The organism is Halioxenophilus aromaticivorans (assembly GCF_042850945.1).
Classification (GTDB): domain Bacteria; phylum Pseudomonadota; class Gammaproteobacteria; order Pseudomonadales; family Cellvibrionaceae; genus Halioxenophilus; species Halioxenophilus aromaticivorans.
On sequence record NZ_AP031496.1, the window covers coordinates 3294426 to 3309600 of the forward strand.

Annotated in this window: 9 protein-coding genes and 2 tRNA genes; 3 read left to right on the plus strand and 8 right to left on the minus strand. The window is 49.5% G+C overall.

The genetic code is table 11. From position 1 onward, the window contains the following. Positions 1-44 precede the first annotated feature (44 nt). From ACGHM3_RS14315 to gltX, 6 genes are all read right to left on the minus strand, one after another. Positions 45-365, minus strand: a complete 321-nt coding sequence (locus tag ACGHM3_RS14315) for a hypothetical protein (RefSeq protein WP_345415113.1) — start codon at positions 363-365, stop codon at positions 45-47. 30 nt (positions 366-395) lie between these two features. Beyond that, complete coding sequence (locus ACGHM3_RS14320; protein ID WP_345415110.1) at positions 396-848, minus strand: hypothetical protein; 453 nt, start codon at positions 846-848, stop codon at positions 396-398. 854 nt (positions 849-1702) lie between these two features. Next, positions 1703-3634, minus strand: a complete 1932-nt coding sequence (locus tag ACGHM3_RS14325) for a hypothetical protein (protein WP_345415107.1) — start codon at positions 3632-3634, stop codon at positions 1703-1705. Positions 3635-4882: 1248 nt separating this feature from the next. Then, positions 4883-4958, minus strand: a tRNA-Ala gene (locus ACGHM3_RS14330). Between the two features lie 178 nt (positions 4959-5136). Then, a complete protein-coding gene (locus tag ACGHM3_RS14335; RefSeq protein WP_345415104.1) occupies positions 5137-7332 on the minus strand; it encodes a hypothetical protein in 2196 nt (731 codons plus the stop codon). A 354-nt stretch (positions 7333-7686) separates the two neighbouring features. Further along, positions 7687-9177 (minus strand): glutamate--tRNA ligase, encoded by a 1491-nt coding sequence (gene gltX / locus ACGHM3_RS14340; protein WP_345415101.1) that lies wholly within the window; start codon positions 9175-9177, stop codon positions 7687-7689. Positions 9178-9462: 285 nt separating this feature from the next. On the opposite strand from gltX, the gene ACGHM3_RS14345 reads away from it, so the two are divergent. Further along, complete coding sequence (locus tag ACGHM3_RS14345) at positions 9463-11424, plus strand: VacB/RNase II family 3'-5' exoribonuclease (protein WP_345415098.1); 1962 nt, start codon at positions 9463-9465, stop codon at positions 11422-11424. Between the two features lie 90 nt (positions 11425-11514). Further along, complete coding sequence (locus ACGHM3_RS14350) at positions 11515-11943, plus strand: hypothetical protein (RefSeq protein ID WP_345415095.1); 429 nt, start codon at positions 11515-11517, stop codon at positions 11941-11943. Between the two features lie 1241 nt (positions 11944-13184). On the opposite strand, the gene ACGHM3_RS14355 is transcribed toward ACGHM3_RS14350, so the two are convergent. Continuing rightward, positions 13185-13261 (minus strand) — tRNA-Arg (locus ACGHM3_RS14355). Positions 13262-13341: 80 nt separating this feature from the next. Continuing rightward, complete coding sequence (locus tag ACGHM3_RS14360; protein ID WP_345426484.1) at positions 13342-14175, minus strand: RNA methyltransferase; 834 nt, start codon at positions 14173-14175, stop codon at positions 13342-13344. Between the two features lie 177 nt (positions 14176-14352). On the opposite strand from ACGHM3_RS14360, the gene ACGHM3_RS14365 reads away from it, so the two are divergent. After that, entirely contained in the window at positions 14353-15153 is an 801-nt protein-coding gene (locus ACGHM3_RS14365; protein ID WP_345426482.1) for an inositol monophosphatase family protein, read from the plus strand. Positions 15154-15175 lie beyond the last annotated feature (22 nt).

Below are 15175 nucleotides of genomic sequence, written 5' to 3' on the forward strand. Positions count from 1 at the left end.
TTCTTAACGATCTCGCCAGCACTTTGCATTGCCTCTATTTCACCTCAAGTTTCTGTAGAAATATCCTCAACATAAGTCATACCAAGAACCTGAGTAGACCAATCCATCATGGCTCTCGAAAGTGTGTACCCTCGGGCACCGCCAATCTGATCAGATCTGACGCGAAGAATCGCATTGGCATCGTTTCGAATGGTAGCAGCAAGTATCCAGTCAGCCGCCTCCATTTCACCACCAGCGTGATCTTCTCGTAGGCCATCAGGCACATCAATCGTATTACCAATCAATGGTAAGTAACCGGTCTCAAAGATTTCCCGCGCTAGCTGTATGTAATGGGTAGGATTAGTTCTGGCTAGCTCATAAAACATCACTACAGGCCCACAAAGTGGTGCAGAAACTTAGTTTATCAGCTCAGGTGTTTGTAAGCGTGCCCCTATCTGAGCATGAAATTCTCTTACAACGAATTGGGGCCATTCACCTGCATGTGTCGAGCCATTCAACCCATCCCACGCTACTTCAACGCTGGTTCTATTATCATCCAGAACTGAATATTCCAATGAATAATCTGCGCCGTCGAGTGTAAATGCGAAACGACCAGTCCCGAGGCTGCTGCTAATCTCAGTTGTGCCTAGGTTATCATCGCTGCTTGCATTATCCTCATCCCACAGTCGAAGGGTTACTGATCGCTGAAAAGCGACTTGCCGATTAAGATTCCAGTCTTCTCCAGCACGCACGTTTCTGCGAAGCGAGTAGACTGGCTGATCATCAACATGGACATCCAATCGTGTGTCATCATAGCGACGATCCTCGGTATCACTACAATGAAGTGTCGCTGATGATAATACAGGCATTGGGCCTCCTAAGGGTATTTGAAAAAATACGTTATGAGAGCAAGCTGAAATACTAAATATTTCCTGTGAGCAGACTTCAACATACGCGTAAACAATTCTTGATTAGAAAATATGATGCCAATTAATTTTGTTCGTCTAATTGCATGACCGATATATACATAGCCAAACAAAATCTAAGTTTACTCAGTTATACTAAGCGTGAGAGCAAAAGCAAGAGAACGTATCAAATTTTGCTACTAGTGCTATGATAAACAACTGCTACCACAAAAAGAGACGACAGATCTTTTAGCGATTGTTGTCCACCATACTTATCAAAATTTAATTATCCCTCATCACCACATTTCGAGAATATAATATATTTTATTAGTTAGTGCGCATTAGGCACATAAATCTCACTCTGAACATATAAAACCTGTTCCAAATAACATAAATTATTTTTGAGCATATTTGTAGATTTTATTGTTTCAATTTAAACTTAGTCGACCATTGTTAGAATCGTTTTCGAAATATCAAACTAATATTTTTTTAGCAACCAAATTGATTAAAAAACCTAACCAACTTAATCTACGAGTAGTAAAAATTGATGATGGGTGGTCCCGATGTTTCCAATCTTCGGCACCCCGCACCTGCTAATGGGTTTGCTCATCGTTTAGATCATTCAGATACTCTATGTCGGCAACTAGCTCTAGCCGTTTCAGCAATGGCGACACAACCATAACCTCCGAACTGAGAAGAATATTAAACAAGCAAAACATCAGCACTACGGTCACTATAACCAGGGTTTACGAACCTGACGTAGTTAATTATTAGAATAGTTCTGTATACAAGCGCTTTGAGTCATATCCAAAATAGAGCTATCGTCCTAAATACCAAATTTTACCGTCCGATGTATCTCGATTCCCCTGCTTTCTACTGCCGCGCTCTGAATTTAGTAACATAACTGTGCCAGTCGCCGTCGTCAGCGCTGCTCCCGCCCACCGCATTGAGTACTGTTTGAGCGCCAGGCGGCCAACCTTGTGCTTACCCACCCAGACCGGCTCAAGGTCAACCCTAGCTCCCCCGGACTGCGACTGTCCGACTACTTTAAATAATTGAACATATTCATCATCAACTCCTCCTCCGTGAGTACCAATCGACGCCATAATGTAGATACCGCCAGTACTGCAGGCCAACAAGCTTAAGCCGCCGTCCGCTCCCACGAAACAATTTGTAGAGGCTTTTCCAGCATCAATATCGCATACCCCCCCCGGCAGTCGCTCTGGCGTCCAGTAATCGATAAAGCACCATTCTGTGTCGTTGCGGATTTCATTGTCCCAGCTACGATAAAACCATATCCCGTCTTTGCCATAGTCGGATCCGGAAACAGCGACCAAAAACCCATTCGTTAGCTTGAGGAAAGCCGCCGCAGCTGCTTTAGAGGTGTTGAGATGATTAGGTGCCCCGCCACTGCCTAATGGTAGCGCCCCGATCAAGCGAGCGTTAACACCCTCGACCTTAATAAAATAAACTGCCGCTGCACCACCTGACACTGATTCTTCCATCGCGATCGCAATGGTGTCACCGTGCGCCTGAATGCCTCCGGGATGCTCATGATTACCCACAGCGGCTTGATACCTAATATTAAGAAGTGTTTTTCGATCGAGAAAATTGACCACGTGGTTGCTGTCAAACGCTGTTATCCCCTCCGTGGCGCCGCTATTCAAAATTCCGCAGCTGATCATCAAACCTTCACCGTAATTATAGCTATACACCCCGCGACGGAATCGAACCGTCGTCCCTCCTTCGTCCAATAGCGTATCTCGCAGGAAGCTCACCCCCTGGAAATGAGGTCCCATGCCACCTGTATCCACTTCATGCATACTATATCGATACGGAGTTTCACTCAGATTGTGACGACCCGGTTGCGAGCCAAATTGGGATTCAATATCAATGGCTGCTGGAGAATAGTCAGCACCATGATGATCTGCGACCAAGGCAATGAGCGAGTCATCCCGCTCTTCCCCCCCACTTGATGTGGAGAGCGGCATAAAAAAATTGATTTGAAAGTCAGGAAGTATCTCTGCGAGATCTTGATTAAAGATCGTCCATCCGGACCCATTAAACCATACACCGGTGGAGTGCGCGTTATAGGTGCCACGCCAGCAATTTGTTGTAAATAATTCGCGCAGTGAGTCAGGAAGTAATGGCTGAATCAGTGAAATATGCGAACCACCAGAACGCTCGCGGTGCTGCCCTACGAACAGGTCGATCCCATTAAAAGTATTGTGCCCAGGGCGTAGTACTAGCACGTTGAATCGGCAACCTAACGGAAGAGGTGACCGATCTTCATTGAACAGTGTCCACCCCTCACCACTCCACCACACACCTATTGGACTAACATTGTACTGACCGTAGACTTGAGTGAGGAAGAGACAATCGTCGCGATTTATCTCACCTAAGGGCGAGCGAATGTCCATCATATGGCCATTGGTATTATGAGCCTCCGCAACAATAGAAAAAGCTTGCTGCGACTGAGCAGTGATCACGCAGACGAAAAATTCACTTCCGATCGGAATACCGACCCTTGTTTGATTGAATATATGCCAGCGACCTTGATCGAACCAGAGGCCCACTTCATTGGCGTTATAGACTCCGTAACACTGCGCAATCAACAAAACCGCACCGGAATTGGAATCTATATCCGGATGACTTAACGTAGTGATGTGAGCTCGGGTATTCTCTCTGGTTGCCGTGTGCTTAAACATCACGACATTACGAACCTGCGAATCATTGACTGATGCTGGCATAGCACTTTCTCCCTCATCTGATTAATCGTGATCTAAATATCAAAAAAAGCTTGGAACCCTGACACATATTTAGAACAAAGACCGGCACCTTAAGCTCTCGTATTCTTTAAACTAATGTCGGGCTTGAAGAACTATGTGTACTTGTCCGTGAAAAACCACTGACTTGATATCAATGTCTTTTAACAGCCCTTTCCGTCCCCACTGATTTCGAGTGACGGCTCGGTTTTGGAACTGAAATGACCTTGGTGTGCTGTATCTGACCTATCCATATTTATAGGACTCTTCTAAGAATTAGCGCGTCACCTAAAATACCTAAACGAAAAATATAACGAAAAGAGTGCCAAATTGGTTTATCGAACGATAATTATCAGCATCGAACTGCATCTACTGTAGAGCACGGACTCTTTCATTAGCATGTGCTTAAATTTACACGATAGTCTCATGATTTGAGTTTTGTTTTGCCAACCGCGTCCCAAAACTTTCTAGATGGTGAAGTACATTAAATAATGCCATTAGCTCGGTCGTAGACGCAGCAGCCCACACAATGAATATTGGACGGCAGCTTATTTAGGAATGTAATGAATAAACACTATGTTTAGCAGGAAAACCGCTATCCTCGCCTCATCCCAATAGACCTATTTGGATGGGAATGGCACAAACGAAGTTAAATAACAAAAAATCAGACCCTAGAAAAGCCAAGGCTGTATAGATTATTGGCGCTCTTTCTCTCTTTAGTCACACAAACTCAGTTCAGGCTCGCGCACTCCATTAAAACGGTATGACTTCGGCATTAACATAGTAATATCGTGTGGGTAGCCCATTGCAGGACATTCAAATTAGGCTTTTTGATTTTGAGAGGCTTTTGGCGAAAAGCTCTCTGATTCGCACAAACACAAAACCCCTATCACGCTCGAGCCACCGTTTTTTGTTTGGTGAAACCTCAGCGGGATTAATCAGATCTTAATGAACTTCGACCTTCGGGGATCACCTAGTCCGGCGTACCGAAACACTGCCGGCCCATCTTAGTGAATCGGGCGACACGCCTCTCTCGTATTTGTAGACCGTACAGTTAAACAAAGGGCCTAAAATTCCACTTAGTGGTGCCCAGGAATGCACGTCCTGGAAGAATCGAACGGGGCGGCCCTCCGTCGCGGACCTCAGCGCTGGCAGTGTTGCGATCACCCAGTTTCGATGTCCCCGAGCACATAACAAAAAAACCCCCGCACTTTCGTACGAGGGTTTTATGTTTGGTGGAGCCTAGCGGGATCGAACCGCTGACCTCAACACTGCCAGTGTTGCGCTCTCCCAGCTGAGCTAAGGCCCCAAATTCTGCAGCTTATGGCAATGTTGCTTATTGCTGCGCTTCACAGCGGATAACAATGTTTGCCTTGTTGCTGAGAAGTGGGGCGCATTCTACCACGGGTTTATTTGCTGTCAACAGCTTTATTAAGTTTATTAACTCTTTGTTTTTAAATGAAATCTTAACCCCCAAGCAGGGCCAGTTAGGCTTGCTTGGGGCGGCATCTTTCGATAAGGGATTGGATACGTGGGTCATTCTGGTCAATGGATACGTCGTCCAGCAGTTGGGCAAGTAAACGGGTTGCTTTTTCTTGCTTACCAAGCTGGAGGTACATTTCAATTTCAGAAATCAGGCCCTGATCAGAGTGCTCAACGCAGTCATCGATGACATCGTCGTTGTGGGAGTCTGTTTCTAGCAACGAACCAGAAAGGTCAATCTCAACATCAATATCGTCCGTCATCAGTGCTTCCACCGAGGTATCTGATTCGTTGGCGGCTTCTAGATCCAGCTCTTCTACGGTCATATCGTCGGCAAGATTTTCCAACAACTCTTCGTCCAGCTCGAACTGCGGCATCTCGTCTTCGTCGGCCCAGGGCATTAAGTTGAGCTTGTCTTCGCTGTATGGATCCAGCTCCCCGTCCATCTCAATGCTCGCGGCGGCGGACTCCTCAGACTCCTCGGCAGAACCAAATTTCCTGTCCATCCAGTCGTTTTCTGTGTTGGATCCTGCATCGTCGTCCTTCTCCGCCGTGCCGGTCTCTTCGATTTCCGCCACGGCCAAATCACCTTCTCCAGGAAGGCTTACTTCGATCTCTTCAGCAGGTGGCTCTTCGTCAAATTCCGGTTCTTGGTTGAACTCTGGCTCTTCGGCAAACTCAGTTTCGTTCAAGTCTGCTTCTAACTCCTGCAACTGCTCCGGCTCTATCTCAGTCTGCTCTACAGACACCGTTGGCAACAAAACACTGGTCGGTTGAGAGGCAGCGCCAGAGGGTTTGTTTTCCGAGTTTTGAGGCGTGTGCTCCAGCGATCGGGCGGTCTCGCCGTCATCATCGTGCCTGCGACGTCGGAATAAGAGTAAAGCCACAAGGCCTGAAACCGCGCCAATACCGGCTACGAAGCCCCAGTTCAGCCCCTCTAACTTGCTGAGCAGGCTCTGCAAAACACCATTGTTTTGATCTCCACCTTGCTCACTCTCAGCTTGTTTGATCAGACTAGACTGTTCTGGCGGCTCTACGGAAGCCTGCTCCGGCTCCTCGGCCACGGCATCTTCAGGGCGACGAGTTGTGGGTAAGGCGCGAGACTTGGCGTCCAGCTCTTGTTGCTGACGTAACCGCTCGATTTTTAGCTGCTGCAGTCGCTCTATCTCTTCCAGGGTACTGGTTAGTGTGCCACTTTCCAGCAGCAACAGGCGTCTGCGGTAGCTGGCGTTTTCGCGGCCCAGGCGAGTGATTTCCTCTTCCGCCACATCCACTTGCGCACGCAAGGTTTCAATATCAGAGTACGGTTCAGTCAGAGATACCGGTTGCGTGTGCAGAATGACTTGGCCCGTAGGCTGCGAGGCCTGCGGGGTGCCAACCGCTTGGAATACTTGGCCCGTGCCATTGGCTTCGCCATCCAGCGGCGATAGCTGCACATTTGGAGGCAGGGTCAACATCACCCCTACCTGCAAATCGTCCGGGTTACCATTGGGAAATGCGGCTGAGTTATTGTCAATCAACCACCGCGTGGCGTTAAGGGTAAGCTGTTTGCTGCTTTGGCCCGTTGTACGCCCCCAGTTGCGGGCAATCAATGACAGCAAATCACCGGGCTGAACGGTGTAGGTAATGTCGCCAGGATTGATCACTGGCCCATCATTGCTGCTAACGTATTGAGTGCTACGAGATGGTGCGCTGGCAGCCGGCGTTGGTGTGGGTGTTTTGATCGGTTGATTTTGCCAACGATATTCCGGTTTCGGGCTGGCAGTAGACGCTGGCGGCTCTTGCGGCAGCACCAAATATTGGCGAATCACATTACCTGTTGGCCAGTAGAGCTCTACTAAGAATTCTAAAAAAGGCTCGTTTAATGGCTGCTGGGATCGCACCTCAATAAAGGCGTCGCCTTTATTTTCTTGCACATTAAACGTGAGAGGAAAATAAGGCCCCACTAATTCATAGCCGTAACCTTGCGCCTCATCGTCTTTCACTCGGCGCACCTGCACCAGGTCGATATCAAAATTACTGCCTTCACCAATAATGTCTATCTGACCGGTGAGCACCTGCCCTAATTGCACATCGGTTTTCATATCGCCCAGGCCCAGTGCGCCTGCGGCGGCACAGACCAATACCAACGATGAAGCCATCCCTGCTTGAACAGCATTTTTTACGATGCTTTGTTTTGCTACTGTCAATGACCTGTTCAAAACCATCTCCCACGAAATACTTTTCTGCTTTAACGCAGTCTGTTTCCTGGTTGTCGGCCACAACTAATATTACTTGAGCCTAGTGCGTTGTCTGCACGCAAAAACATCCAGGTTAATAGATAAAACATAGCAAAAACCCAGCGGTCTGCCGGGCATTAGGAGAGAGTTAGGGAAATTACGGATAGAGAAGTAACTTTTGCTGACCAACAGCCAGAGTCGGAACCTAGCTCCAGTGCGATTACTGAAGGTCAGTGGCATGTTAGTAATATATGGAGTAATAAAATAGCAAATCAGTTAACCATGGCTGCCGATCGTTTTTAAAACAACCGGCTTCTGTACAAACGCAACAGCAATCTATAGCGCTAAATTAGCGTAGTCTTTTTCAAGCTTCTTAAGTTGTTTTTTGCCAATTTCACCGGCCACTACCTGCAGTGCGTGGCGCAGTCGTGCACGGCTCATATCTGGCCCCAACAATACCATGGAGTCAAACACAGAAAAAGAAGCCGTAGTACCCGCTATAGCAATAAACAACGGCGCGCTAAAATCGCGCATTTTTATTTCCATTGCGTCAGCTAGCGCTTTAATACAGGCAAAAATATCGTCTCGCTCCCAGGTTCTTAACGATTCTAGTCGCCACAGGGTAAACTGCAGCAGACGCTTCACATCATCGGCTTCTAATTTAGATTCGCCGAAGGACTCTGCTTTAAGCGGCAACATACCCGCAGCCAAGAAACTTGCTAGCGGTGCAAAATCGCTTAGCGTTTCCATTCTCGATTGGACCAACGGCAGTACAGCCATTAAGTTGCTGCGATTAAGTGCCCAAGCCTGAAGGCGATCGGCCAGCTGTTCGTGATTAAGGTCTTCCCGCAACCACAAGCCGTTGAGCCATCGCAATTTCTCCACATCAAAGATTGGCCCACCTAGGGAGACTCGATTAATATCGAAGGCCTCTATCATTTCAGCCAGCGAGAATTTCTCTCGCTCATCGGGCATAGACCACCCCATACGGCCGAGGTAATTCAAAAGCGCTTCCGGTAAGAAGCCCATGCGCTCGTAGTAACCAATACTGGTTGGATTTTTACGCTTGCTGAGTTTTGATTTGTCTGGGTTGCGCAATAACGGCAGGTGGCAAAGCACGGGCATATCCCAGCCAAAGTATTCGTACAACAGCTTGTGCTTCGGAGCTGAATTGATCCACTCTTCCCCGCGAATCACGTGGCTAATACCCATAAGATGATCATCGACAACATTGGCCAAGTGATAGGTAGGCAAGCCATCGGATTTCAACAACACCTGAGCATCAACCTGCCCCCAGTCCAGCTCTATGGTACCTCTGAGCATATCCTCAATGGGGCAAGGGCCGGTTCCCTCGGGCACATTCATGCGTACAACATAGGCGGCACCACTGGCCTCTCGGGCAGCCGCTTCTTCTTGCGGCAATTTAAGCTCAGAGGGTTTTAGTGCAGCAAAGCCCCCCTGCGCTCGCTTGGCTTCTCGTAGTGTGTCCAGTTCTTCTGTCGTGCGGTAGCATTTAAACGCATGGCCAGTGTTAATCAGCTGCTGGGCATATTGCTCGTAAATCGACTTACGTTCACTTTGGCGGTATGGCCCAGCGTCACCGCCAACGTCTGGCCCCTCATCCCAATCCAAACCCAGCCAGCGCAGGCTATCAAAAATGGATTGTTCCGATTCACGAGTGGATCGAGCTTGATCCGTGTCTTCTATTCTTAGCAGAAATTCGCCGCCGTGCTGTTTCGCAAAGCAGTAGTTAAACAGAGCTATGTAAGCAGTTCCAACATGGGGGTCACCGGTGGGAGACGGCGCAATTCGGGTTCTAACGGTCATGAAGCGTGGCGATCCTTTGAGCGAGGTGGGTGAAAATCACGGCAGATTATACTCTTTGGCAGGTCTAAAACGATACTAATCAGCCCAATTCACGCCCAGCAAAGGCAGCTACAGGTGGTAAAGCCGGCCAAAACAACCACTCACCTGACATTCCTATAACTGGAGCGTTTATTACGCGCTAATCTTTGCTATCATGCGGCGCAAATTTTCAACCTGTACGCCCATTAATTTGACGCTTATTTGAAAAGCGCCAGCTTACTTTCCACCAATAGCCCAGACCTCCCGATGTTAAATTCCAACGCGTTAGAACAACTCTCCCAACTTAAGCAAGAAATCCGCGCCAACAAAGACTTTGCCCAGGGGCTGGTTCGCGGTAGTAAGGGCCGATTTGGGTTCGTGGTGTTAGACGACGAACGAGAAGCATTTCTGAACCCAGAGCAGATGCAAAAGGTATTTCCCGGCGATCGGGTTGAAGTCAGCATTACCAAAAACGAGAAAGATCAATTAGAAGCCACCCTAGAAAAACTCATCAGCAGTGAACTGAGCGAGTTTGTGGGTTCCTACTTAGACCGCGGCAAGGCGCATTTCGTTGTACCAGACGTACACATGTTAAGCCGCTGGATATTCCTGGCGCCCAAAAATCGCGCTGGCGCCAAAGGCGGCGATTACATCCGATGCAAAATCACGCGCCACCCCTTCCAAGATGGTAAAGGCCAAGCCAAAGTAATCGAGATTATCGGCAAGCCCAACGATGACTTTGTAGAACGCAAATACATCGTGAGTAAATTTCAGCTACCCGACCAGTGGACCGATACCCAGCAACAGCAAGCTTCAGCCCTGCAGCAAGATGCTACCCCCAACGACGACGTTGCCCACCTGCGGCAAGATCTCACTCATTTGCCTTTTGTCACCATTGATGCGGCAACCACTAAAGATATGGATGACGCCATCTACGCAGAATCCAAAGAAAATGGCTGGCAGCTATACGTCGCCATTGCGGATCCTTCCGCCGGCATCGCCTTAGATAGCCCGCTAGGGCAAGAGGCCATTAAACGCGCACAAACCGTTTACCTGCCTGGCAAGAGTGCGCCCATGATTCCCCATGAGCTGGCCAATGGCAGCTATTCCCTAGTTGAGGGTGAACAACGGCCAGCGTTGGTATCAACGTTAAAAATTGGTACTGATGGTGGTGTAGAAACGTTTTCGCTAGCCACTGCCTGGGTGAAATCAGCCGCTAAATTAACCTACGAGCAAGTCAGCGAGTATGTCGATGGCGACATCAACACCGCCCCACTGGATGAAAACGTGCGTAACTCATTGGCGGCACTCAATGCTGTGTCAAAGGCGCGCTTCGCCTACCGCGAGCAAAACGCATTGGTTATGGAAGATCGACCAGACTACGATTACAAAGTCGATGAACTGGGTAAAATTGTCGATATCGTAAAAACCAACCGCAACAGTGCTCAGAGAATCGTTGAAGAGGCCATGCTGGTCACCAACAACAGTGCCGGCGCCTATTTAAATCAACATTCCATTGCGGGCTTGTACAGCAGCCATGCCGGCTTTAAACCAGATCGCCTCAGCCAAGTCAACAAATTACTGGAAGAAGACCTTGGGGAAATTCCAGAAGGCATTACAGAGCTCAAAGGCTATGTTGCCCTGATACAAAAGCTGCAGACTACACCGGAGCTATCAGGCTTACTGACTGTGCTTAAGCGCCAACTGCGCCCCAGTGAGCTAAGCGCAGAACCCGCCCCTCACCTAGGCCTGGGCTTTGAAACCTACGCCACAATTACCTCTCCAATACGGCGCATTAACGACCTTTACAACCATATTGCGCTTAAACACCACCTACAAAACAGCAGTGTTTCTAACCTTGCTGAAGAACAATTAGCTAACGTCAAAGAGCAGCTTTCCACTGGCCGCATGGCTTGTCGGCAACTAGAGCAATGGCTGGTTTGCCAGTACATGCAACAATTTGTTGGCCAATCGTTTGCCGGCATCGTGGCTATGATCAACAGCCAAGGTGTTGGCGTAAGATTAAGCGATAACGGTGTCGACACCTTTGTGCAACTGCGTGATCGCAAAAATAAAGAGCAAAAAATCGAATTCAGCCCTGAGCGATTAACGCTAGTGGTAGATGGAAAACAATTCAATTTCGACGATGAAGTCACCGTGACCATTACCGGGGTAGACCAAGAACGCAGACAAGTACTAGCAACCCTTGGGAATGATGGGGCCGCCTAACTCTGGCCCCAGTGACCGGCTCCGAAAAGATCCTTTAACCCCCTGTGGCTCGCGTTAAAACGGGCTACAGCACTGTAGATCTAGCGCGCCATGAAAGAACAAAAACAACGAGAACAATCCATTCAAACCACGCGTTTAAAGACAATTGACACCCTACTCCATGGCATGACTAAGGGCGCGGTAACGCCGGATATTTTCACCCCCTCGTTTACGTTTTGGAGCAATAGCTCGCATCAGCAAAACCCTCTGCCAGCTTTCCTAAAAGCCATGCAGCTGCTCAGCACACTTACGCAAAATGGTATGGCCTATCACAGGCGAGCAATTATTCAACAGCACGAGCGCTGTGTAATTGAGGTTGAATCACAAGCCACTTTAACGAATGGCGAGCCCTACGCTAATCACCACGTATTTTTGCTCAATTTCGTCGGCAACAAAATATCATCCATCAGAGAATATATGGATTGCACCATTGTGGCTAAATCCATCACCCCCCTATTGTTACCACTTCTGTGCAATTAATCGCCTTTGCTTTGGTGATTGGTTGCGAAGAGCTTAGTGGAATATCTGAGAGATTACTCGGCACATCGAGCGCCATGGATGGCGCGAATGCTATTTATGCAGGAGCAATAAATTGTCTGCCTCGCCCTTCGGGCTCGCTTCGCTCGTGCTCGATTGCTCCCGGCAATCGAGTCGAACCGTGGGGTAATTGACGGTGGCCCAGCCAACGAAAGCACTGCTTTCGTAGTCAATTACGCCGCCACATGGACGTGGCGGCCGGAACCCGGCACCAGGGATGGTTGCTTGCGAGGGCCTTGAAAAAATCTGAGGGATTACTCGGCACATCGAGCGCCATGGATGGCGTGAATGCAATTTATGCAGGAGCAATAAATTGTCTGCCTCGCCCTTCGGGCTCGCTTCGCTCGTGCTCGATTGCTCCCGGCAATCGAGTCGAACCTAGGGGGTAATTGACGGTGGCGCAGCCAACGAAAGCACTGCTTTCGTAGTCAATTACGCCGCCACACGGACGTGGCGGCCGGAACCTAGCACCAGGGATGGTTGCTTGCGAATTTGTTGAAAAGATACAAAAAACCCCCGCCTTACGGCGAGGGATTTTTAATTTGGCACACCCGGAGGGATTACTCGGCACATCGAGCGCCATGGATGGCGTGAATGCAATTTATGCAGGAGCAATAAATTGTCTGCCTCGCCCTTCGGGCTCGCTTCGCTCGTGCTCGATTGCTCCCGGCAATCGAGTCGAACCTAGGGGTTCTCATCCCACACGGGTGTGCCTTACAAACAAAAAACCCCCGCCTTACGGCGAGGGTTTTTAATTTGGCACACCCGGAGGGATTACTCGGCACATCCATGTGCCTCGCCCTTCGGGCTCGCTTCGCTCGTGCTCGATTGCTCCCGGCAATCGAGTCGAACCTAGGGGGTAATTGACGGTGGCGCAGCCAACGAAAGCACTGCTTTCGTAGTCAATTACGCCGCCACACGGACGTGGCGGCCGGAACCTAGCACCAGGGATGGTTGCTTGCGAATTTGTTGAAAAGATACAAAAAACCCCCGCCTTACGGCGAGGGTTTTTAATTTGGCACACCCGGAGGGATTACTCGGCACATCCATGTGCCTCGCCCTTCGGGCTCGCTTCGCTCGTGCTCGATTGCTCCCGGCAATCGAGTCGAACCTAGGGGTTCTCATCCCACGCGGGTGTGCCTTACAAACAAAAAACCCCCGCCTTACGGCGAGGGTTTTTAATTTGGCACACCCGGAGGGATTCGAACCCCCGACCAAGTGGTTCGAAGCCACCTACTCTATCCAGCTGAGCTACGGGTGCATGAAACTGGCGCTCTTTGAGAGAGGCGAAAAGATACCAGCGTTGGCGGGTAATGACAACCGCTTACTATGGCTGGTCGGCTAAGATTTCTGATCCGATTGCTGACGCAGGCTAGCAAGCTCTTTTTCTAACGCTTCGATTTTGTTATCGGTGTGGTAAATGTAATTATTTGTGGCGGTGAGTATGCCGCGCAGAATGCTTAACTCCATATCGTCCAGCCGGATACGGTTATACAAACGGCGCAAACGGGTCATTGTTTGGCGCGGGTTGCCCGGTTCTAGGAAGCTGAGCGCTTCCAATGTTTGTCGTAAATGCTCGTAGTATGCCTCCAATGCTTTGTTATCCGCCGGCGGCTGATCCCAGTCGTCAAAATGTACCGGTCCACCGCGCTCGTAAGCTAAAGCAGACATTCGGAATTCATAGCACAACACTTGCACGGCCGTGGCTAGGTTAAGGGCGCTATAGGCTGGATTTGCTGGGATATGTACGTGAGCATTGCACTTATGCAATTCTTCGTTGGTTAAACCCCGGTCCTCGCGGCCAAATACAAAAGCAACGTCGTGCACTTGGCTTTCTGCCACGGCTTGATCGGCACATTCTTTTGGTGTCAGCAGCGGCCAAGGAATTCGGCGTTCGCGAGCGCTGGTACCAATAACCAATTTACAGTCTGCGATTGCCTCATCCAAGGTGTCTACCACTACCACAGAATCGAGCAAATCTTCCCCACCTGCCGCACGCCAGTTGGCCTCAGGATCTGGAAATTTTTTCGGCGCCACCAGATACAAGCTTACCAGCCCCATGTTTTTCATCGCCCTGGCTGCGCCGCCGATGTTGCCGGGATGGCTGGTGTTGACTAGCACAATGCGCACGCGCTTAAAATGTTCTGCATCGTTGTTGGGTTTCACGGTGCTCATAGACTACCTATTACTCATATACTGGCTGCCGCACGGCGGCGTCGGGTTAAATAAGCCGCGTAGTCTACCAAGAGCGCTAGGCTAGTCCCAGTCTGGCTGTTAAAATCCACGTTTTCCCTCTAGCCATCCAAGGGCTAGGCACCCATCTACAACCCCCGGCTACCAAGAGAGAACCCCATGGAACCGATGTTAAACATGGCCCTGCGCGCAGCCCGCAAAGCTGCCGAGAAGATAGAACGCGCGCTGGAGCGCGTTGACCTCATTGATATTGAGGAGAAAAGCCGGAACGATTTTGTCACCGAAGTTGACAAAACCAGCGAAGCGGAGATTTTGTACCACCTGAAAAAAGCCTACCCAGATCACAGTTTTTTGGGCGAAGAAACTGGCTTAACCGAGGGTAGCAATAGCGATTACCAGTGGATTATCGACCCACTGGACGGCACCACTAATTTCATCCATGGTATTCCCCATTTCTCCATATCCATTGCCTGCACCTATAAGGGCCAGCTCCAGCACGCGCTGGTGCTCGACCCTGTGAAACGAGAAGAATTCACCGCCAGCCGCGGTAAAGGTGCAGTCCTTAACGGCCGTCGAATTCGTGTTTCCAACCGACGCAGTTTAGATGGGGCCCTTATTGGCACTGGAATACCGTTTAGTGGCTTTGCCCTGGAACATATCGAGCCCTATCTAGCAACTTTGCAGGAAATTGCCGGTCAAACCGCTGGTATTCGCCGCCAGGGCTCCGCAGCATTAGACTTGGCCTACGTTGCTGCTGGCCGTTTCGATGGCTTTTGGGAAATGAATCTAAAACCCTGGGACATAGCAGCAGGCTGTTTGCTAGTGCAAGAGGCCGGAGGTTTAGTCAGTGACTTTAAAGGTGGCCACGACTTCCTCAACAATGGCCATGTGGTCTGCGCCCCGCCAAAAGTGTTTAAGCCTCTGTTGCAAACCGTGGGCAAGCACCTGGGTAAGATCTAACCCCATAAAGCAAAGGTTGTGA

Coding starts and splice junctions, on each gene's coding strand:
- ACGHM3_RS14315 (WP_345415113.1), bottom strand. CDS start 365: ATGTTTTATGAGCTAGCCAGAACTAATCCTACCCATTACATACAGCTA.
- ACGHM3_RS14320 (WP_345415110.1), bottom strand. CDS start 848: ATGCCTGTATTATCATCAGCGACACTTCATTGTAGTGATACCGAGGAT.
- ACGHM3_RS14325 (WP_345415107.1), bottom strand. CDS start 3,634: ATGCCAGCATCAGTCAATGATTCGCAGGTTCGTAATGTCGTGATGTTT.
- gltX (WP_345415101.1), bottom strand. CDS start 9,177: ATGACCGTTAGAACCCGAATTGCGCCGTCTCCCACCGGTGACCCCCAT.
- ACGHM3_RS14345 (WP_345415098.1), top strand. CDS start 9,463: ATGTTAAATTCCAACGCGTTAGAACAACTCTCCCAACTTAAGCAAGAA.
- ACGHM3_RS14350 (WP_345415095.1), top strand. CDS start 11,515: ATGAAAGAACAAAAACAACGAGAACAATCCATTCAAACCACGCGTTTA.
- ACGHM3_RS14360 (WP_345426484.1), bottom strand. CDS start 14,175: ATGAGCACCGTGAAACCCAACAACGATGCAGAACATTTTAAGCGCGTG.
- ACGHM3_RS14365 (WP_345426482.1), top strand. CDS start 14,353: ATGGAACCGATGTTAAACATGGCCCTGCGCGCAGCCCGCAAAGCTGCC.